Here is a 21,172-nt window from a genome sequence, read left to right as displayed (position 1 = left end):
TTAAGCAGAAACTAACATTATGTGAATAACCCTACGATTTTTTACTTTTTTCATGCGTTGACCCTGAGGTTATTACATGATAGCCACGTTATTTAAAACCAACTATTTATTTATTAGGCTAACAATAACAAATAATTATGAAAAAAACCTTGCACAAATTTAATCCATTTAGTATTAATTATAACACAAAGTATCATATTACTCATAAATCATAAATCTTCGTGAAAAATATACTTTTTAATATATAATTTAGCGGTACATATATTTTTTCATGACAGAAATTTTCGTAAAATCTTTACCTTTAAAAGATGTAATTTCCAATCTTGCGGAAGCTTTTGACACTGTTTACTTTAACCGCTGTCAAGAGTATCAAATTAACATTCCAGAAAAATATGGAACTGGATTTATTAGAGGTATTAATTTTGACAATGGTTTTGGATTATTAGAATACAGTTGCAGTTTTAAAGAAAGTTTGTCAATTCATTTCTCTGTGAATAACATTCACCCACTTAAATTTATATATTGTTCTGAAGGAACGGTTAAACATAGGTTTGAAGAAACAAATAAGCTTCAAACTATAGATCAGTTTCAGAATGTAATTGTAGCCAGCACTTCTAAAAACGGACATATTCTTTTATTCCCTCGCAATCAAAAAATACAGTTAAATAGTTTAGAAATTAGCAGAAAAGATTTTAAAAAGAAAATTGACTGCGATTTAAATCATGTTAATGTTAATTTAAGAAAGCTTTTTAGAGATTTAAATGCGAGAAGTTTGTTTTTTTACCATGGTAATTACAGTATTGGTATGTCAAACTGTATTGATAGCTTAAAAGTAAATGGTTTAGATGGTTTTACTAGAAGGTTATTTTTAGAAGGCAAGTCTAATGAAATTTTAAGTATTCAAATAGAAGATTTTGAAGATGATCAGAAAGAAGAGCCTAAAAGAAGAATTTTAAGAAAGGCAGATATGATACAAATTCAGAAAGCTGCAAGCCTATTAAAGCAAGAACTACACGCTCCCCTAACTATTAAAGATTTAGCAAAAAAAGTAGGTACAAACCCAACAAAATTACAAGAAGGTTTTAGGTTTACTTTTGGCTTAACTGTTAATAATTATCTAAACAAAATTAGATTAGATTATGCAAGAGACCAATTAATGCTTGGAGAACTAAATATTAGTGAAATTTCAGGAAATATTGGCATATCCAATAAAAGCTATTTTTCTAGACTATTTAAAGCCGCCTATAATATCAATCCAAAAGATTTTTCTAAAAAAATTAAGAGAAATTCCTCTCAACAGCATTGAAAAATGTTCCAGATAGAGAATAAATTAGTCTATTAAACCAATTATGATATAAAAAGTTAACGATAAGTTAATTTCGTTAAAATTTATTTTTAATGCGTTTAATTTATTTGCTTTCTATTATCTGTTTTATGTGCTTTTTGTTTGCATATATGAGTATCAACGAAGATTATTCTGAAACAATAATTTACATGTTTTGGGCGATGTTTTTTTTACTTGTGATTTCGTTAGGCAAAAAAGTTTTAAAAAAGAATATCTAATTCAATTAACCTTAATTGTTGCTAATAAATAACACTAATTAAACAATAGTGTCTTCCGTTTTATAAAGGAGAAACCTTACCTTTGCACCAATTATGATTACAGTATCAAATTTATCATTACGTTTTGGAAAACGTACATTATTTGAGGATGTTAACCTCAAATTTATACAAGGCAATTGTTACGGAGTTATTGGAGCTAACGGAGCAGGAAAATCAACTTTTATGAAGATTTTAGCTGGCGAAGTTGACCCAACAAGCGGTTCGGTAAGTTTTACTCCTGGCGAGCGTATGGCTGTTTTAAACCAAAATCATTACGAATTTGATGAAGTTACGGTATTAGAAACCGTAATGATGGGATGGAAAGAGTTATACAGCATCATGAAAGAAAAAGATGCTATTTATATGAAGGAAGATTTTACCGAAGCAGATGGTTTAAGAGCCGGGGAATTGGAAAATCTTTTTGCCGAAATGGACGGTTGGAATGCAGAGAACGATGCTGCAACTTTGTTAAGCAACTTAGGCATTAAAGAAGCACAACACAATAAATTAATTAAAGAATTAGATGGTAATGAAAAAGTAAGAGCTTTATTAGCACAAGCGCTTTTTGGGAACCCAGATATTTTAATTTTAGATGAGCCTACAAACGATTTAGATATCGAGACCGTAGGTTGGTTAGAAAACTTTTTAGCAGATTACCAAAATATTGTTTTGGTAGTTTCTCACGATAGACACTTTTTAGATACCGTTTGTACGCATATTGTTGATATTGATTTTAGCAAAATGAACATTTACAGCGGTAACTATAGTTTCTGGTACGAGTCTTCTCAGTTAGCATTACGTCAACGTTCAGATCAAAACAAAAAAGCGGAAGATAAAATTAAAGAGTTACAAGAATTTATTCGTCGTTTTTCTGCAAATGCTTCAAAATCTAAGCAAGCAACTTCGCGTAAAAAAGCTTTAGATAAAATAAATGTTGATGAAATTAAGGCTTCAAGCCGTAAATACCCAGCTATTATGTTTAACCAAATGGGTCGTGATTTAGGCGATCAGGTTTTACAAGTAGAAAACTTGACCAAAGTTGCAAACGGAGAGGTATTGTTTAAAGACATTTCGTTTACATTAAATAAAGGCGATAAAGTAGCTTTATTATCTCAAAACTCTTTAGCTACTTCTGCTTTTCACGATATTTTAGCCGGAAGAGACACTGATTTTACTGGCGAGTTTAAATGGGGTGTAACTGTAATTAATTCGAGCTTACCAATTGATAATCATGGTTATTTTGAACATAAAGACGATAACCTGGTAGATTGGTTACGTGAATATTCTAAAGAAGACAAAGACGAAACTTTTATTAGAAGTTTCTTAGGTAGAATGTTGTTTTCTGGTGAAGAAGTTTTTAAAAAATCTAGTGTCCTTTCCGGAGGAGAAAAAATGCGTTGTATGTTCTCTAAAATGATGTTAGAAGCACCAAACGTTGTTCTAATGGACGAGCCAACCAATCACCTTGATTTGGAATCTATTACTGCATTAAACAACGGAATGAAAGATTTTAAAGGCGTGATTTTATTTACTTCTCGAGATCATGAATTAACAGAAACTGTTGCAAACCGCGTGATTGAGATTACACCTAAAGGAGTTTTAGATAAAATGATGGATTACGATGAGTTTATTTCTAGTAATGTGGTAAAAGAGCAAAAAGCAATGCTTTACAGTTAGTTAGCTGTAATAATCATATATCATATTAACGGTTCTTTATTAAATACCAAAGCTATTTTTTAATTTTAAGAGTTATTTAAATTATAAATTATCATGACAAAATATTTTGGATTATTAGCAATCGCACTTTTAATATCAGTAACAAGTTTTTCTCAAAACATTAAAGAGGCTGCAAAAGGTGTTACTTACGGAGAAGTTACAAATGCAAAAGGTGCAATCCCTATTGCTGATTTAGCTAAAAAAATGGACGCTAAAGAAACTTTAAACGCAAAAGTAAAAGGTAAGGTTTTAGAGGTTTGTACTAAAAAAGGTTGTTGGATGAATGTTGAATCTGGTAATGGCGAAACTACAAGAGTTACTTTTAAAGATTATGCTTTTTTTATGCCACAAAGTTTAGTTGGTAAAACAGTTGTTTTAGACGGTGTTTCAACATTAAAAACAACAGAAGTAGCAGAACTTAAGCACTATGCAGAAGATGCTGGAAAATCTAAAGAAGAGATTGCTAAAATAACTAAACCTAAAAAAGAAGTTACTTTTGAGGCTAAAGGCGTTTTGGTTTTATAACAGATGCAAAAATATTTAAAGAGCGGAAAAAACAGGAGTTTTTCCGCTCTTTTTGTTTATTATGCTTTGTAGTTTTACTCCCTAAACCAACCTCTTTTAGCAAAGTACCAAACTTGTGCTAATGCAATAACAACCATCACCACTATAACATAAACATAGCCATTAGGCATGTATAATTCGGGCATATTATCTGTTAATACTTTTCCTGTTTTTGGATCTTGGTACGCAAAATTCATCCCGTAAACACCTGCAATAAAAGTTAGAGGAATAAATATTGCAGAAATGATGGTTAAAGTTTTCATCACTTCGTTCATTTTATTGCTCATTAATGAAAGATACAAATCCAGTAAACTTGTAGCATTTTCTCTCATACTTTCTATTAAATCAATAATTTGTATGCTATGGTCATAAGCATCACGCATGAAAATAATAATAGCGGGGTTAATCAAATTATTATTAGATCGTATAATATCATTCAGTTTATCCCTTTCTGCCCAAGCCGCCCTTCGCATACTAACCATCAATTTTTTAACCCCTTGAATTCTATACATCAAAAGTTTTCTAGGTTTTTGATAAAGATGATCTTCTACAGTTTCTAACTCATCTCCCAACCTATTTACAATTGTAAAATAATGATCAATAACTGTATCCATTAATGCATAAAGCATATAAGATGGGCCTAAATTCCTGATGTTTCCGTTTACATTTTTCCTTAATCTGTTTCTTACAGGATCTAAAACATCATCATAATCTTCCTGAAAACTGATGATTAAATTTTGGAAAAGTAAAAATGAAAGTTGTTCGTTTTTAAGTTGCAAACCCTTGTCAAGCTCCATCATTCTGCTCACTACAAAATAAAAATGATTATGATCCTCAATTTTTGGCCGTTGGTGAGTATGTACAACATCCTCCATTACTAAAGTATTGATATTAAACTTTTTCTGGATATAATTTAAAACATCCTGAGAACCTAAACCTTTAACATCTATCCAATTACTATTGTCGGGATATTTTTCTGTAAAAGCAACAGCCTCTTTAATCTCATCAGTTTCTAATTCGTGTAAATCATTTGCATTGTAAGAGTAAACAAATATTTTACTAGGCAAAGCGGTATCCGCTATAAAAAAAGTGCCGGGTACTTGTCCAGGTTTATCAGTTCTTTTTGGCTGAATAATGTTTATCCGAGAAATATTAATTTTTGGTAATGGTATTTTCATCAGGCAAATTATATTGATCAATAATTAAAAAAAGCTTTTGCTTTGTGGCCCTTGGTTAAACAACAAATCAACAATACTTAAATTATTTTGAGCACCAATTTTATCCTCAAAAACCTGATAATAAGGCTTATTTACATATTCACTTGGCTTTCTCCAATCAAAATCCTCTCTAAAATCAATAATTTCTTCGCCATATTTCTCATATTCTGAAGTAATATTATAAGTAACTGGCATCTTTAAAGCACTCAAAATCACATCTAATAATTCTATATTAAAATCGAACAAAAAATGATATGGTTTATGATAAAAAGGTTTGAAAACATCTTCATAAAATTCAAAATAAGCCGAATTCCTATAACTTGCTTCTAAACTTAACCAGTGTACATGTTGCCAATTATCATCATTACTAATTCTCTTATCTTTATACGCCACACGCTTTTTATCTCCCTTTTTTACGGGTACTGTTAACATTAATTTACCATTTGGGCAGGCAATTATAGCTCTATTTCTGAAAGTCTGTTTCGGGTAATGTTCTAACTTTTCTATCAATACATCATCTTCTTTATACGTTTTAAGCGTTTTAAAAAATTCTACATTAGGCAGATAAAACAAAGGAAAGACTGCGCCTTTTTCCATTTCTATTTTTTTTATGTTTGCATTTAAAATATTAAACGAAATTAATGATAAATAAAGGGCTTTCTAAGGTATTAACTGTTTTTTTATACGCAATATCTTTGCTGCCTATGCCTATTTTGTATTTATTAGCTGATGTTTTATTTTATTTTTTATACTATATTATAAAATACAGGAAACAAGTTGTTGCAGAAAATCTGAAAAACTCTTTCCCAAATAAAACTGCGGAAGAATTAAAAGCAATTGAAAAAGAATACTTTAGCTATTTAGCTGATTTGATTGTAGAGATTGTGAAAATGTTTTCGGCATCGCCAGAATTTTTAAAATCTAAATACACTTTTACCAACTACCAATTGGTAGCTAAATATGAAGCTGAAAATAAAAGTTATTTAATTGGAGTTGGACATTATGGCAATTGGGAATGGAACACCATCGTTACTCCTACTGTTTTAAAAGCACAAACATTAATTATTTACAAGCCGCTGCAAAATCAGTTTTTTGATGATTTTTTTAAGAAAGCCAGAGAAAAAAGCGGAACAAAAATGATTAGGATGAAGATTGCTTTACGAGAAATTGTAAAGCATAGAAACCAGTTAACTACAACAGTTTTCGCTTCTGACCAAACCCCTACTCCCGATGATGTGCATTATTGGCTTCCGTTTTTAAACCAAAATACACCAGTTTTTTCTGGATTAGAAAAAGTAGCCAAAACAACAAATTACCCTGTTATATTTTGTGATATGCAAAGGATTAAAAGAGGGCATTACGCCTGCGATTTTAAATTGGTTTGTGATAACCCTGCTGAAGCAGCAGATTTAGAAATCACAAAAAAACATGTTGCATTGTTAGAAAACAGAATAAATTTAGAGCCGGCATATTGGTTATGGTCTCATAAACGTTGGAAATACAAACAAAACAATAATGGATAACCCAAGTGTTGCAGTTGTAATTTTAAATTGGAACGGAAAAAGTTTTTTAGAACAATTTTTACCCTCTGTTTTTAATACTTTATACCCCAATTTGCAAATCATTGTTGGTGATAATAACTCTACCGATGATTCGATTGCTTTTTTGCAAGAAAATTTTCCTTTGGTAAAAGTGATTAAAAACCAAGAAAACTATGGCTTTGCTGGTGGCTATAATAAAGTTTTGGCGCAAGTTGAAGCTGATTATTTTGTCTTGTTAAACTCTGATGTTGAAGTTAGTAATGTATGGATTAAGCCTGTTATTGATTTAATGGAGAGTGACCCATTAATAGCCATAGCGCAACCTAAAGTAAAATCAGCAATTAATAGAGATGAGTTTGAATATGCTGGTGCGGCTGGTGGATATTTAGACACTTTAATGTACCCATTTTGCCGAGGAAGAATTTTTGATAGTTTAGAAAAAGATAACAATCAGTACAACTACAATAGCGAAATATTTTGGGCATCAGGTTGTGCTTTATTTATAAAAGCTGCTGTTTGGAAAAGAGTAAACGGTTTAGACGAAAACTTTTTTGCCCACATGGAAGAAATAGATTTATGCTGGCGAGTGAAAAATTTAGGGTATAAGATAATGTATTGCAGCAATTCTACTGTTTACCATGTTGGTGGTGGTACTTTAAATGTTGAAAGTCCTTTTAAAACCTACCTTAATTTCAGAAATAACTATTACCTCATCAAAAAAAACTTACCTCCTGCAAAAGCATATTTAGTAATTACTTTAAGGTTTTGGTTAGATTTTTTAGCGTTGATAAAATTTGTATTTGCTGGAAAATTCAAAAATGCAGCAGCAATATCTAAAGCACACAGAAACGTAATTATTGATTTTTATAAAGGAAAAGTAAAATACAACACAGATATTTCTAAAAACCCTAACAAAGTTGGATTATACAGCAAAAGCGTTGTGTGGGATTATTTTGTACTGAAAAATAAAACCTTCAAAAATTTAAGGCACTAGGCAAACATTATGTCTTTAAAAAAAGCTGACACCATTATAATGGCAATAACCACTGCGTTTATTGTTGCAAATATTTATTACTGCCAACCATTAATTGTATTAATTGCTAAAGATTTTAATATTAGTGCTGCAATTGCGGGTCACACTGCTTATTTAACGCAAGCTGGTTATGCAACTGGATTACTGTTTTTAGTGCCTTTGGGCGATATGATTGAGCGTAAGAAGCAAATTATATTTACCACTTTACTTGCTGTTTTATCTTTAATAATGGCAGCAACAGCACAAAACTTTTTAATTCTCGAAGTAGCTTGCTTTTTAATAGGTTTTAGTTCAATTGTACCGCAGCTTATTTTACCTCTTTCTGCTCACTTATCAGCACCAGAGCAGAGAGGCAAAGTTGTTGGTATTGTAATGAGCGGCTTGCTGATCGGTATTTTAGCTTCAAGAACAATTAGTGGTTTTATTGGCGGAATTTATGGGTGGCGTATGATGTACTACATTGCGGCTGTAATTTGTATCGCAATTATGGTATTAATCCATTACAGGTTTCCTCAAAGCTTCCCTAGTTTTACAGGAAATTACAAAAAACTGATGCGCACAATGATTACTTTGGTAAAAGAAGAACCTGTTTTAAGAGAATGTTCTACCATAAACATTTTTGTTTTCATGATTTTTGGAAGTTTTTGGACAAATATGGTTTTATTACTGGCAAATGCGCCCTATCATTTTGAAAGCACCCAAATTGGTTTGTTTGGCTTAGTTGGTGCTGTTGGTGCTTTAACTGCACCTTTAATTGGGAAATTAGGTGATAATGGTAAACCAAGAATTGCCGTTGGTTATGGTTTAGCTATTATATTGTTAAGTCAAGTGTTTTTTTACTTCTTTAGTGATCAAATATTTATTTTTATTGCCACCATCATTTTATTAGAAATGGGGCATCAAGCTGTACATGTGAGTAATCAAACTCGTGTTTATGCTTTAAATCCAGACGCCAGAAATAGGTTAAATACAGTTTTAATGACCATGAGTTTCATAGGCGCCGCAAGCGGATCTGCAATTGGTTTGGCTTTATGGCAATTTAAGGGCTGGCAAACCATCTGTTTAGCATCAGCCTTAATGGCGATAATTGCTTTTGTGATTTATTTGGTTACTTATAGAAAACTACGAATCGCCAATTCGTAAGATTGTAACCCAAAACCAGTAATTATTCCTTTACAGTTTTTTGCCATCATGCTGTGGTGGCGGTATTCTTCGCGAGCGTAAACGTTTGAAATATGCACTTCAATTACTGGTGTTTTTATACCCGCTACGGCATCGCCTATAGCAACAGATGTATGTGTATAAGCTCCTGCATTCATCACAATACCATCGTAAGAAAAACCTACTTCATGTAATTTATTAATAATTTCTCCTTCAACATTGCTTTGGTAATAATGTAACTCCACCTCAGGAAATTTTGATTCTAAAGTCTCAAAAAAACTTTCGAAGCCTTCGCTACCATAAATTCCGGGTTCACGTTTTCCCAGCAAATTCAAATTTGGACCGTTGATAATTTGTATCTTCATGCACTCAAACTTATCATTAAATTTTTAAAACAAAAAGTGGATTGGAATTTAGCAAAAAAAGGATTTAAGAATTACCTAAAATTAGAACGCTCTTTGGCCAAACATTCTATTGAAGCTTATTTAAGAGATATTGATAAAATCACTCAGTTTTTAGCTTCCGTAGAAAAAAACACTGCCCCATTAGCTATAAAAACTAAAGATTTAAAAGATTTATTAGTTTGGGTAAATGAGTTGGGAATGTTAGCTACCAGCCAAGCCCGTTTAATTAGTGGCATAAAAGCTTTCTATAAATATTTGGTAATGGAAGATTTTTTAAAACAAAGTCCTGCCGAACTGATAGAAGCCCCAAAAACCAGAAGAAAATTACCAGATGTTTTAACCGTTTACGAAGTAGAAGAATTAATTGCTGCTTTAGATTTAAGCAAAGTAGAAAACACTCGTAATAAAGCGATGCTAGAAACTTTGTACAGTTGTGGTTTAAGAGTTAGCGAATTAATTGGTTTAAAACTTTCTAATTTTTACCCCGAAGATGAGTTTATAAAAATAACTGGAAAGGGCAACAAGGAACGCTTAGTGCCAATAGGTACCGTGGCTGTAAAAAACATAGAAATTTACAGAGAAAGTACCAGAAGACAAATTACCATAGTAAAAGGTAATGAAGATTATATTTTCTTGAACAAAAGAGGCACTAAATTAAGTAGGATATCGGTTTTTACTTTAATTAAGGATTTAGCTTTAAAAACTGGGATACAAAAAAACATCAGTCCGCATACATTTAGACATTCTTTTGCAACCCATTTAATAGAAGGCGGTGCAGATTTAAGAGCAGTGCAAGAAATGCTTGGGCATGAAAGCATTACCACTACAGAAATTTACACGCATTTAGATAGAGATTTTTTAAAACAAACCATTCAACAATTTCACCCAAGAAGCTGAGCTTTTATTATTCTGTAATTATCATTCAAATCTTTAATTAACAAAACGTTAAACCCTTTACTTTCTATCAATACTTTTGTTTCTTTGGCTAAGTTTTGGTTAATTTCAAAGTACAAAACACCACCTTCATTTAAGTTGTTTAAAGCAAAGTCTGCAATTTTATCGTAAAAGATTAAAGCTTCATCATCCGCAACAAATAAAGCCACATGAGGTTCATTTTTGGTTACCAATCTATCCATTACTGCTTTTTCACTGTTTGCTATATAAGGTGGATTGCTTACAATAACATCATATTTTGGGTAATTATCAGATTGTAATTTTAAAGCGTCGTCCTCAAAAAAATCTATTGCAACATTATTAATAATTGCGTTTTCTTTAGCAATTTTTAACGCATTTCCAGAAATATCTAATGCACTAACCAAAGCGCTATTTAAATTCTTTTTTAAGCTTATGGCAATACAACCACTTCCAGTACCAATATCTAAAACACTAATATCTTTCCCTTTTTGATCTTTTATAATTAGGTAAACTAACTCCTCAGTCTCTGGGCGTGGAATTAATACATCAGAATTTACTTTAAATTCTGAATCGTAAAAATGAGCGTTTCCGGTTACATATTGTATCGGAATTTGTTGCTTTAATTGATTAATGTAGTGGTAAAAAGTCTCTTCTTCTGTTTCACAAAAATCAACTTCATTAATATTTAAAGAGGTATAAGATTGTTCTTTAATAGCCTCAATAAGCAATTTAAATAGTATATCAATTTCGTTTTCTGAGTATAAAGAAGATAATTCTTTTTTAAAGGTTGATTTGTGTTTTTTCAAGGCTGTAAATTTTGTGCAAATATAAAAAACTTAAAACATTAGGCTGCTTTTACAAGAAACGTAAAAATTATATCATAATTAGTTAACACGCAAACTGCATCAAGCTAATTACTAACTTTGCTAATGTGCAAACACATCAAAAATTTATAAAAAGAGCTATTGAGCTTGCCAAATTAGGAGCCGGAAATGTGAGTCCAAACCCTATGGTTGGTGCAGTAATAACTCATGATAACCTAATTATTGGCGAAGGTTACCATCAAAATTACGGAGAGGCACATGCAGAAGTAAATGCTGTTAACGAGGTTTTTAAAAACTTTAACAACGCACCCGAATTATTGAAAGAAGCTACCATTTATGTAACACTAGAACCCTGTGCGCATTTTGGAAAAACGCCTCCTTGTGCCAATCTAATTATTAAACATCAAATACCTAATGTAGTAATTGGTTGTTTAGATCCTTTTGATAGCGTAAATGGTAAAGGTGTAGAAAAGTTGAAAAATGCAGGAATAAACGTTACAACTGGAGTTTTAGAAGAAAAATGTTTAGCCTTAAACAAAAGGTTTTTTACTAAAATACAGAAGCAAAGACCTTACGTAATTTTAAAATGGGCACAAACTCAAGACGGTTATTTTTCACCTTCAGACGGTTCTCAAAAATGGATTAGTAATGATTTGGCTAAAACCTTAGTTCACCAATGGCGTAGTGAAGAAGATTGTGTTTTAGTTGGTAAAAAAACGGCTTTGGCCGATAACCCACAATTAAATGTAAGATTAGTGAGCGGCAGAAATCCGCTAAGAGCTGTTATTGATAAAAACTTAGAACTGCCAAAGCTTCATCATCTTTTTGATAATAGCGTTAAAACCTTTGTTTTTAACCAACACAAAACCGCTATTGAAGGGCAAACCTATTATATTGGGATAGAAGATTTCGATTATTTTTTACCGCAATACATCCTTTATCAGCTCTATTTACAAGATGTACAATCTTTAATTATAGAAGGTGGCACAAAAACTTTACAGGCTTTTATAGATGCCAATTTATGGGATGAAGCCCGAATAATTACCGCACCTACCTACTGGGGCGAAGGCCTAATGGCTCCAAAATTAAAAGGGGAAGTGATAACTACGCAAAAACTAGACAATAATTTATTGACAGTAATTAAAGCCAAACATTAATGATTTATATTGTTTTTGCTATAATTTGTAGTGTTATTGTAAGCGTAAATTTCAAATTGTTAAATAGATATTATACCAATGCTTACCAAGCTATTGTTTTTAATTATCCAACTGCAGCCATATTTTGTTACTTTTTCTTTAAGCCAGATTTAAGCAACATACCTACATACCAAAACTGGCTTTTATTTTCTGTTGTTGCGGTTTTGTTGATCTCAATATTTTACTTTATTGGCAAAAGTATAGCAACAAGTGGAATAGTTTTAACTGCAATTGCTCAACGTTTATCTTTAGTAATACCGGTTGCAGCAGCTTTTTTAATATTTTCTGAAACAACTTCAACCTTAAAAATGATAGGCTTAGTTATAGGGTTTGTCGCTTTGTACATATCTAAACCAAAAGGCGAAACTAAGCTGAAAGAAATGGTAAGCTGGTACCCAATAATTGTTTTTTTAGGGACAGGTATTTTAGATATCTTGTTTAACCTGTTAACTCAAATAAACAACATAAGCTTTACAGCATCATTAGTTTACATATTTTCAATTTCTGCTATTATAGGGTTTTCAACTTTAATTATCCAGTACCTTAAAGGCGATTTAAAATTTGAAATTAAAGCTGCATTAGCTGGTATAGTTTTAGGGATTTTTAATTTTGGTTCTATTTATTTTTACCTTAAAGCTTTAAAATTAGAAAGCAACCAACCTTCTGTAGTTTTCTCTTCTTTAGATATTGGTGTCATATTTTTAGGCTCTTTAGTCGGTATCGTTTTATTTAAAGAAAAATTGAGCAAACTAAATACAATTGGTTTAATATTAGCACTCATCGCTATTGTCATTTTAAACCTACCAAATGCTATTTAATGATACTTACCAAACAATTGCCAAACCCAGTGAAGGTGTTTTTAAGGATAAAGGGAGTAAATTTATAGCTTACGCCTACCCTTTTCAATCAGAAATTGGGCTTAAAGAAACAATTCAGGAATTAAAAACAGAACATCCAAAAGCAAGACATCATTGCTACGCATACAGGTTAAGTCCTGATAGAACTGTTTTTAGAGTAAATGATGATGGAGAACCTGCTGGGACTGCTGGAAGACCAATTTTAAATACCTTATTATCAAAAGATATCACCAATGTACTTGTAGTGGTAGTTCGTTATTTTGGAGGAACATTATTAGGTGTACCAGGCCTTATTAATGCTTATAAAACTGCAACAGAAGATGCAATTAACCAAGCGGTTATCATTCAAAAAACTGTTCAAAATGTTTACCAAATTAGCTTTGATTATTCACAGATGAATGATGTAATGAAACTGATTAAAGAGGAGAACTTAGCAGCTTTTGACCAATCTTTTGATTTAGCTTGTGAAATAAAATTGGCCATTAATCAATCGGAAATCAACAGAATAATTGGTAAATTAGAAGCCCTTGATCATTTGAAAATTAAATATTTACATACATTATGAGTAAGATTTCTGAAGCCGATTTAATTATAAATGAGGATGGCAGCATTTACCACCTAAATTTATTACCCGAAGATATTGCTGATACCGTAATTACAGTTGGCGACCCAGACCGTGTAGGCGAAGTAACCAAACATTTTGATAGTATTGAGCTAAAAAAAGGTAAAAGAGAGTTTAAAACCCAAACAGGTTACATTGGTAAAAAAAGAATTACAGTACTTTCTACCGGTATTGGTACAGATAATATCGACATCGTTTTTAACGAATTAGATGCTTTAGTAAACATTGATTTTGACACTCGTGAAGTTAAAAAAGAGCTTAAAAGCTTAGAAATTATTAGATTTGGCACATCTGGCAGTGTACAAGAAAATATTGAAGTGGGTACTATTTTAGCATCAAGCTATGGTTTAGGTTTAGATGCTTTAATGAATTATTATGAAGCAGACAATAGTATTGAAGAGCAATATTTATTACAAAAAATAACTTCTCACTTGCCTAATTTAAATGCTCAACCCTACTTAACGGCAGCATCAAAAGAGTTATTGGAAAAAATTGCCTTTGATATGCCACAAGGAATTACGGCTACTGCTCCTGGTTTTTACGCACCACAAGGTCGTAAAGTGAGAGCTCAATTAAAAGTGGATAATTTGATTGAAAAAATAAACAGTTTTGAGCATCAAAATTTAAAAATCACCAATTTAGAAATGGAAACAGCGGGTATTTATGCTTTGGCAAATGCTTTAGGCCATAAAGCGTTATCTGTGAATGCTATATTAGCCCAGCGTTTAAAGTTGAAATTTGCAAGCAATCCGCAACAAATTGTAGATAAAATGATTAAAACTGTGTTAGAAAGAGTTTGTGGTTAAGAGTTATTTTTAAACCTAAAAGGTTTTTGATTTTCCAAACCTATAAGGTTTTTGAAACCTTATAGGTTTTTTAGCAAAGGTTTTTGAAACCTTATAGGTTTTTTGGATATGACATTTATTTAAATATCTGTAATATCGTTTTTTAATTGAATATTTTGTTGGTGGTAAATTATAAATTCTTCTCTATTATCAAACCAAGCCATTAAATCATTTCTTAATAATGAAGTAGGTTTATTACTCAATAAGCTTTGGTAACTATCAAACTGCCAATCTCCTACCTTATTAGTTAAACCATGATGTACAGCATTTTTATGAATATACCAGGTAAAAGCCAAAAAATCGCTGTTCTGATTTACAATATTCCTTTTTAAATAATCTATAAAAAGTGATCCTTTTCTTTGATTTACTTTATTAAATGCTTTGGTATAACTATTTAAAAAGTTACTAAATTTCTCCATAATAAAATCTGGAAGACTATGAAGAAGAGGATCATAGCTTTTATTTTTTTTAACTTCAAAAGCTTTAATAATTAACTCTTCGTCGTGAATACGCACTAACAAATGAAAATGATTTGGTATTAATGTATAACAATATAAACTACATACATTTTCTGTGTGAAATTTCAATTTAGACAAGAAGAAATAATAATTCTCTGGTTTAAGAAATAATTTTTCGGCTCCAACAGCTCTTGTAAATAAATGATAAATTTCTGAGGGTAACAAAGGTTGATACTGATTACTCATATATTTTAAGATTTTTTCAATAAAGATTTTGAGTAAACCTATAAGGTTTCAAAAACCTTATAGGTTTTAAATAAGGTTTTATTGCATTAAAATTCATCAAGAAAAGCGATTTTAAAATATTCGTTTGTATCATATAGTTTCTTTATTTCTTGATGATAACTTCTTTCAAAAACTTCTTTAAGCTTAAAAATAGCTATTTGATCTATAGTTTTTGCATATTCTAAAATGGTGTTAAAGCTTATTTGTTGATTTATAAAATCTTTCTCAATTTCATAAAACCAATTATGATGTGCATTAGTACTTAAAAAAACTTGCTCACATTGTAACTTCTTAAAAATTGGAATATACAAAGCTCTTATTGCTTCCATTTTTTCTCTATATGCTTTCCAACCGCCATAATATGCACTATTTTCATCTAAAATATCCTCAATAAAAAAACGCCATCCTTGTGTAAAGGGAATATGCATCATAGAAATGATCCCGGTTGGGTAAAATTCAACATCAAACACCTCTTCTTCATGATTAATTGGAATACTAATGAAATAATTTTCCTCGAAATCTCTATCAACAGCAACAATAATTGTTAATTCATTTTTAAATCCATTATTAATATTTAATTCTTTATCAGCAGTTGTTATCAAAGCAATATCATAAAAAAACGCATTAAGATTACATCCTAAAGCTAAAGAAAGGCGCTGTAAAAACACATCTGGTTTTGGATGATAAAGGGCGCTTACTCCGTAAGCATAAATACACTTGCCTGATGACATATATTTATTTTGTGTTAAATATTTAATTATAGGTAACGCTTGTCACAAAACTTTATAGTTAAGTCAAAATAATTACGTGAATCTAAAAAGGTTTAAACCAAACTGGTTGAGGTTTTTTTAGCGGTTTTATTGGAGTTATTAATCTTTCAGGGTTTTCAAGTTGCCAAGCAAAACCTTTTTCTTTTGTTCCTTTACATTCCACAATTTCTACTGTGCCAATTAAATAACCACGTTCTAAGTCCTCTTCTTTTTTACCCGTTTGTTTAAAATAGTCTTTGTCAAAGTCTAGCGTATTAGAAGCATAAATATAAATACGTTCTCTAATATTAGTTGGAATGCTTCTGTACTCTTCTTTTTTTAATCCTAAAATTATCATTTCAGCATAAGGTTGCCTAACGCTAATTGCTCTTGTAATTGCAAGTTGTGGAGTAGCTATTTTTATCTTTTTAACTTTAGAGTTCTTCGTCTTCAATTTAGTTTTTTGTGCATCTGCAATTCTTCTCCGCTTAATAAAAAAACACAGAAAAACTCCTAAAAAGAAAGACAGTATAATTGTAATTGGTATATTTATCATTCTTAATGGTTTTCTTGACTGTTATAATTTATTAAGGGTCAGAGTCCCTTCTTCCGCACCTTTATTTCTTTAAACCACCAAAACCCCATCAATATCCTTCATCAACTCGGCTGTTTTTGTTAAAGCCACAATAATTTTTTGATAATGCATAATATCTTCAAAACTCAATTCTCTGCCTTTACGGTCTTTTAGCCATTTTTGAGCGGGTTGGTAACCGCCAATGTAAAATTCCCAAGCGGTTTTAGGCACATTATTAAAATATTGGGTATCGTTAATATACACCTTGCCTAAACTATCAGGATTGTAAACAGAAATGTCTACTTCTATAGTACGGTTTGTTTCTTCTGGTTCCTCACTCATGGTGACATTAAAAGATGGTTTTACCACCATATTATCCCCATCAATTGGATATTGGGTTATATATTTTTCGGTTTCTGCACTTTCTAATAAATGGAGTTCCCTAATTTGACTTCCTAAATTCACCAAATCAAAAAACTGTTTAGGGTTTGTTGGGTAAGGCACTCTTGGGAAATCTATTTTTAAAAACTCTTTATATTTCTCTCGGTAAGCGGGAGAATGTAAAACAGCGTAGATATAATCTAACAAATCTATTGGGGCAAAGGCCTCATCCCCCGCCTTCTCCGAAGGAGAAGGAGCTTGATTTGCGTAATGGTCTTCGACTCCGCTCAGACTGACATTGTCTTCGACTCCGCTCAAACTTACATTGGGGTTACTATTGTTTGTCACGCTGAGCGGAGTCGAAGCGTTTTTCTCTGCCACAAAATGTAAACCTGTTTTCTCCTCTATCTCCCTCACAATATCCATGTTTAAATTGGGTACACGGGTTTGGCTTTCGCCGATGCTGAGTTGATTACTGGTTTCGGGATAAAGGTAGAGGGGTGCTGTATATCCTTTTGAAAAAGCTGTTCCAAGTATATGTCCATCTACGATTGATTGGGATATAAATATGTTAGTGAAATCACCTATAACACATTGTCTCTCATACGTTAATCCGACATTATTTAAATCAATGAAATGTTTAAAATTATTAAACATTGGATACCCATTTATTCCTTTTGTAATGCCTGTATAAATTATTTTCCTATTATCAAATGGTCTATATTGAACTTCTCTTATTTTCGGAGTATTTCTCTGTATATCAATTTTTGCACTTTCTAATTTCCAATCACGACTATCATTATTTATGTTGTATTTTAAGCCAATTGTTTTTTCTTCAAGATTTAAAAAATCTAAAATTACAGTTTTTAACTTTTCTTCACTAAAGTCAATGACTAAAGAATCTTTTCTTGTTTCAATACCTGAACTTTTTTGGATAAATAACTCGTTTAAAGAAATTCCATTTTTGTAACTTTCTATAAGTTGAAAATCCTTCTCTACAAAAAAATAACTTGGCTCTTCATTATCCAACTCCTTCCATTCAATGCTATCCAAAGAATTATCATTCAAAAAATCATATTTATCTTCTCGTTTTCCGTAAAGGTCAAAATGAAATACTTGGGCTAATTTATCTTTGCTCATCAAAATTGTTTTCAAGGTTTAAAATTGCTTTTTCTCTTTCTATTTCGGCAATTAATTCTTCTTCGGTTGGCAAATAAGGTAAATACTTAGTCGCAAAAAGTTGTTTGTTTTCTGCCAGTACAGAATATTTGGCTATGGTTTCGTCGGTTTCTGTACATAACAGAATTCCGATTGTTGGGTTATCTGTTTCTTGTTTTTTCACATCGTTATACATCCGCACATACATATCCAATTGCCCAACATCTTGGTGCGTAATTTTTGTGGTTTTTAAATCGATAATTACAAAACATTTTAAAATGTAATTGTAAAAAACCAAATCGATATAAAAATCGCTGGTTTCTGTCCGTATCAATTGTTGGCGTTCTACAAACGCAAAACCTTTACCTAATTCTAAAATAAACTTTTTTAGGTTGTTGATTAAGGCGTTCTCTAGTGCTTTTTCTGTATAGCCCAAATTATTGGGAAGGTTTAAAAACTCCAATACCGAAGGATTTTTGATAAACTCAAAAGCGTCTTGCTGTAGTGCTTTTGTTTTTTCTTCCATTTCTCTTATCACTGGTTCTTTCAATTGCGATGACAAAAGCCGGTGGTAATAAAGCGTAGAAATATTACGGTCTAAAGTGCGTACACTCCACATATTTTGTGCAGCTTCGGTTAGATAATATTGTCTAGCATTTTCGTCATTAACTTTTAGAACAAGTTGAAAGTGAGACCAACTCAATTTGGCAGACACTGTCTGCCATTTCTCGACTTCGGAAAAAACAAGGTAGAAATGTCTAAAATTTCTTATGTTTCTTTCAGAAAAACCTTTACCAAATTCGGCTGTGAGCTCTTGGGAAATGGTTTTAATGAGCGCTTTACCGTAATCGGCTCGCTCATTACCGCTTTGCTCTTCCAAAACAATCCTTTGCCCTATTTGCCAATAAGCCAAAACCATTGCTGTGTTAATAGCCTGGTAGGTTTTTTGCCTTGCTTGCGCAAGTATTTGTTTTATCTCGACTAAATACTGCATATTATTTGTTCTTTTTAACAAAAATATTAATGCTTACACCTTGCATAATATCAAATACGTTTTCGTCTTTTCCGCCATTTGGAGCTACCTCTTTTTTCTTGCTGTTACCATGCAAATCCAAAACGTAAATTTTATCAAAACTCTCCATCAAATGCTTTCGCATTTGTCTATGAATCAATCCGTCTAAAAAAGAATTATTAGAAATAATAGCTAAAACTCCACTTCCATTTTTATCAATAAAATGTTGCCCAAAACGGATAAACTTGATATAATCATCAGATAATGGTTGGATATTTCTCTCGTTTAAATTCTTTTTATAATCTGCTGTCAAACTTTCTATCCATTCACTTTTATTTGTGCTACTTACACTATAAGGCGGGTTTCCCATAATCACCATCACAGGTGTATCCCGTTTTACCGCATTGGCTTGGTCGGCTTCATCACTCAGCCACGAGCTAAATAATGTACCACTATCTGGATGTGCTTCTTCTAAAGAATTGGTTAAGAAAATACGAAAACGTTGGTCGCTAGTGGCTTTATAACCTGTTTCCGTAAGTAGCATATCCATTTTTAAATGAGCCATAGCGTAACTTGCCATTAACAATTCAAAGCCGTTTAACCTTGGTATTAAATGTTGGTTTACATATTTGCTCCAAATGCCTTGTTGCCCTTCAAACTTTTTATAAATATGGCGCACCACTTCGGCTAAAAAAGTACCTGTACCGGTTGCGGGGTCTAAAATTTGTACACGGTGTACTTCTTGCTCTTGCTCTACTTCTTTCAGTTTGCTGCGTTGGTCGATTGTGGCTTTGGTAACGTGTTTAGTCTTGATTTTAATTTTGCTGGTATCGGCTAAACCATCTTTAATATCAAATTCGGTTTTTAAAATATCATCAACCGCCCTTACAATAAAATTCACTACAGGTTGTGGCGTGTACCAAACTCCCCTAGCTTTACGCAAAGCTGGATTATAAGCAGCCAAAAAGGTTTCGTAAAAATGGACAACCGAATCTTCCTGTTTGGTACTTTTCCCAAAGTTTTTCATAATATCAGCTACATCGGTAGCTAAAAATATGTTCACCAATTCATCTACCATCCAAACCAGTCTGTCATCTAAATCGTAACCTGCAATATCTTGAAAAAGCTTACGTAAAAACGGGTTCGATTTTGGGATTAAGGTTGCGGCTTCTTGTCGAGAGAAAGTTGGCAAAGTAGGATCATGATACCTAGCGGCAAACATTCCATAAGCAATAGTTTGGGCGTATATATCAGCGAAAGCCTGATTATTAATATCATGTATCAACATTTGCTTAAAAGAAAGCATTTGATTTTTTAATGCACTATTGATATCGGTTTCATCATCATGATTTAAGGATTTCTCAATCACATCTGCCATTAGTTTTGCTTTACCGGCCATCATTTCCGCCAATTTTGTTGGAGATTTAATGCTTTGTGTTACCGTTTGTGCAAAATTTCGGATAAGATTGCCGAAACTTTCAAAATTTGCAGAAATTGGGACTATTGTGCCATTTTCTAATTTAGCAATGGCAATACTGGTGGTAAATATACCGTCTTTGTAAAAATGAAAATCTAAATAATCTGTAAAAATCAGGTTATTCAAACCTTGTTTATACCTATCAAACTGTTCTTTTAAAGTTTTACTGTGTAAATCAATACCAATATCTTTTGCCTCAATATAACCAACAGCAAATTCTTTGCGAGTTAAAACATAATCCGGAGCACCGCAGAAAACCCTTGAAGGTTCGTTAGTAACCAAAACATCTGGTAATAAAGCCATCAAAAGGCTTTGTAAATCGCCACGATAAGTATGCTCTCTGCTAATACCTGTTTTATAACGGACTTTTAAGGTTTCTAGGTAGGTTTGGATATTCATAAGTACGAACGAATCTAAACAATTTAGTTAAAAGTTAAAAAATCTATTTAAACCTTTATCTAAACCTATAAGATTTTTGAAACCTTATAGGTTTTATGGTTTAGATTTCAGAAAAAAACAAAAATCCACCCCCAAATCAATACAATATAATTACATCTATATTATTCTTATTGTATAATTTA

General features: G+C 31.9%; 21 protein-coding genes. 11 read left to right on the top strand and 10 right to left on the bottom strand.

Features of this window, described 5'->3' with window-relative positions; translation table 11 throughout:
• Nucleotides 1-271 precede the first annotated feature (271 nt).
• The 3 genes from ACFSSE_RS16755 to ACFSSE_RS16745 all read left to right on the top strand — a co-directional run bounded on the left by ACFSSE_RS16755 (nt 272) and on the right by ACFSSE_RS16745 (nt 3,843).
• Nucleotides 272-1,306 carry a helix-turn-helix domain-containing protein gene (locus tag ACFSSE_RS16755; protein ID WP_379046410.1) on the top strand — a complete coding sequence of 345 codons (1,035 nt, stop codon included), beginning with the start codon at nt 272-274 and terminating at the stop codon, nt 1,304-1,306.
• A 350-nt stretch (nt 1,307-1,656) separates the two neighbouring features.
• On the top strand, nt 1,657-3,279 hold the full coding sequence (locus ACFSSE_RS16750; RefSeq protein ID WP_379046408.1) for an ABC-F family ATP-binding cassette domain-containing protein: 1,623 nt from the start codon (nt 1,657-1,659) through the stop codon (nt 3,277-3,279).
• Between the two features lie 93 nt (nt 3,280-3,372).
• Nucleotides 3,373-3,843, top strand: a complete 471-nt coding sequence (locus ACFSSE_RS16745) for a DUF4920 domain-containing protein (protein ID WP_379046405.1) — start codon at nt 3,373-3,375, stop codon at nt 3,841-3,843.
• Between the two features lie 74 nt (nt 3,844-3,917).
• Here ACFSSE_RS16745 and corA read toward each other — a convergent pair whose 3' ends face one another.
• Together corA and ACFSSE_RS16735 are read right to left on the bottom strand one after the other, a co-directional pair.
• Nucleotides 3,918-5,060: a magnesium/cobalt transporter CorA gene (corA, locus tag ACFSSE_RS16740; RefSeq protein WP_379046402.1), complete on the bottom strand. Its 1,143-nt coding sequence runs from the start codon at nt 5,058-5,060 to the stop codon at nt 3,918-3,920.
• Between the two features lie 24 nt (nt 5,061-5,084).
• Entirely contained in the window at nt 5,085-5,696 is a 612-nt protein-coding gene (locus ACFSSE_RS16735) for a WbqC family protein (protein WP_379046399.1), read from the bottom strand.
• Nucleotides 5,697-5,740: 44 nt separating this feature from the next.
• Here ACFSSE_RS16735 and ACFSSE_RS16730 point away from each other — a divergent pair, with 44 nt between their 5' ends.
• The 3 genes from ACFSSE_RS16730 to ACFSSE_RS16720 are packed head-to-tail and all read left to right on the top strand — an operon-like array spanning nt 5,741 to nt 8,816.
• On the top strand, nt 5,741-6,622 hold the full coding sequence (locus tag ACFSSE_RS16730; RefSeq protein ID WP_379046396.1) for a lysophospholipid acyltransferase family protein: 882 nt from the start codon (nt 5,741-5,743) through the stop codon (nt 6,620-6,622).
• A complete protein-coding gene (locus ACFSSE_RS16725; RefSeq protein WP_379046393.1) occupies nt 6,615-7,634 on the top strand; it encodes a glycosyltransferase family 2 protein in 1,020 nt (339 codons plus the stop codon). The genes ACFSSE_RS16730 and ACFSSE_RS16725 overlap by 8 nt, the downstream gene beginning before the upstream one ends.
• Before the next feature lie 9 nt (nt 7,635-7,643).
• Nucleotides 7,644-8,816 carry an MFS transporter gene (locus ACFSSE_RS16720; RefSeq protein WP_379046390.1) on the top strand — a complete coding sequence of 391 codons (1,173 nt, stop codon included), beginning with the start codon at nt 7,644-7,646 and terminating at the stop codon, nt 8,814-8,816.
• Here the strand turns inward: ACFSSE_RS16720 and aroQ are convergent.
• A complete protein-coding gene (gene aroQ / locus ACFSSE_RS16715) occupies nt 8,786-9,199 on the bottom strand; it encodes a type II 3-dehydroquinate dehydratase (RefSeq protein WP_379046388.1) in 414 nt (137 codons plus the stop codon). The two genes, ACFSSE_RS16720 and aroQ, sit on opposite strands and share 31 nt — an antisense overlap.
• A gap of 36 nt (nt 9,200-9,235) precedes the next feature.
• Here aroQ and xerD point away from each other — a divergent pair, with 36 nt between their 5' ends.
• Nucleotides 9,236-10,135 (top strand): site-specific tyrosine recombinase XerD, encoded by a 900-nt coding sequence (gene xerD, locus ACFSSE_RS16710; RefSeq protein WP_379046385.1) that lies wholly within the window; start codon nt 9,236-9,238, stop codon nt 10,133-10,135.
• Here the strand turns inward: xerD and prmC are convergent.
• On the bottom strand, nt 10,120-10,959 hold the full coding sequence (prmC, locus tag ACFSSE_RS16705) for a peptide chain release factor N(5)-glutamine methyltransferase (protein ID WP_379046382.1): 840 nt from the start codon (nt 10,957-10,959) through the stop codon (nt 10,120-10,122). The two genes, xerD and prmC, sit on opposite strands and share 16 nt — an antisense overlap.
• A 125-nt stretch (nt 10,960-11,084) precedes the next feature.
• Here prmC and ribD point away from each other — a divergent pair, with 125 nt between their 5' ends.
• From ribD to ACFSSE_RS16685, 4 genes are read left to right on the top strand one after another with little or no spacing between them, the layout of a single operon-like run.
• Entirely contained in the window at nt 11,085-12,134 is a 1,050-nt protein-coding gene (ribD, locus tag ACFSSE_RS16700; RefSeq protein WP_379046379.1) for a bifunctional diaminohydroxyphosphoribosylaminopyrimidine deaminase/5-amino-6-(5-phosphoribosylamino)uracil reductase RibD, read from the top strand.
• Nucleotides 12,134-12,991: an EamA/RhaT family transporter gene (locus ACFSSE_RS16695; protein ID WP_379046376.1), complete on the top strand. Its 858-nt coding sequence runs from the start codon at nt 12,134-12,136 to the stop codon at nt 12,989-12,991. Before ribD ends, ACFSSE_RS16695 begins: the two co-directional genes overlap by 1 nt.
• Nucleotides 12,981-13,595: an IMPACT family protein gene (locus ACFSSE_RS16690; protein WP_379046373.1), complete on the top strand. Its 615-nt coding sequence runs from the start codon at nt 12,981-12,983 to the stop codon at nt 13,593-13,595. Before ACFSSE_RS16695 ends, ACFSSE_RS16690 begins: the two co-directional genes overlap by 11 nt.
• Nucleotides 13,592-14,458, top strand: a complete 867-nt coding sequence (locus tag ACFSSE_RS16685) for a nucleoside phosphorylase (RefSeq protein ID WP_379046370.1) — start codon at nt 13,592-13,594, stop codon at nt 14,456-14,458. The genes ACFSSE_RS16690 and ACFSSE_RS16685 overlap by 4 nt, the downstream gene beginning before the upstream one ends.
• A gap of 119 nt (nt 14,459-14,577) precedes the next feature.
• Here ACFSSE_RS16685 and ACFSSE_RS16680 read toward each other — a convergent pair whose 3' ends face one another.
• From ACFSSE_RS16680 to ACFSSE_RS16655, 6 genes are all read right to left on the bottom strand, one after another.
• A complete protein-coding gene (locus ACFSSE_RS16680) occupies nt 14,578-15,201 on the bottom strand; it encodes a transposase (protein WP_379046367.1) in 624 nt (207 codons plus the stop codon).
• Between the two features lie 86 nt (nt 15,202-15,287).
• Nucleotides 15,288-15,971, bottom strand: coding sequence for a hypothetical protein (locus ACFSSE_RS16675; protein ID WP_379046364.1), 684 nt, complete (start codon nt 15,969-15,971; stop codon nt 15,288-15,290).
• Nucleotides 15,972-16,053: 82 nt separating this feature from the next.
• The gene (locus ACFSSE_RS16670) at nt 16,054-16,545 is read right to left on the bottom strand and encodes an ASCH domain-containing protein (RefSeq protein ID WP_379046361.1); all 492 of its coding nucleotides are present in this window, start codon (nt 16,543-16,545) and stop codon (nt 16,054-16,056) included.
• A gap of 69 nt (nt 16,546-16,614) precedes the next feature.
• The gene (locus tag ACFSSE_RS16665) at nt 16,615-18,084 is read right to left on the bottom strand and encodes a type ISP restriction/modification enzyme (protein WP_379046358.1); all 1,470 of its coding nucleotides are present in this window, start codon (nt 18,082-18,084) and stop codon (nt 16,615-16,617) included.
• Entirely contained in the window at nt 18,071-19,096 is a 1,026-nt protein-coding gene (locus ACFSSE_RS16660; protein WP_379046355.1) for a PDDEXK nuclease domain-containing protein, read from the bottom strand. The genes ACFSSE_RS16665 and ACFSSE_RS16660 overlap by 14 nt, the downstream gene beginning before the upstream one ends.
• Before the next feature lies 1 nt (nt 19,097).
• Nucleotides 19,098-20,990, bottom strand: coding sequence for an N-6 DNA methylase (locus ACFSSE_RS16655; protein ID WP_379046352.1), 1,893 nt, complete (start codon nt 20,988-20,990; stop codon nt 19,098-19,100).
• Between the last annotated feature and the right edge of the window lie 182 nt (nt 20,991-21,172).

The organism is Pedobacter alpinus, from assembly GCF_042684645.1.
GTDB lineage: Bacteria > Bacteroidota > Bacteroidia > Sphingobacteriales > Sphingobacteriaceae > Pseudopedobacter > Pseudopedobacter alpinus.
The sequence above is the reverse complement of the archived record's forward strand: the minus strand, read 5'-3'. Positions and strand labels throughout refer to the sequence as shown.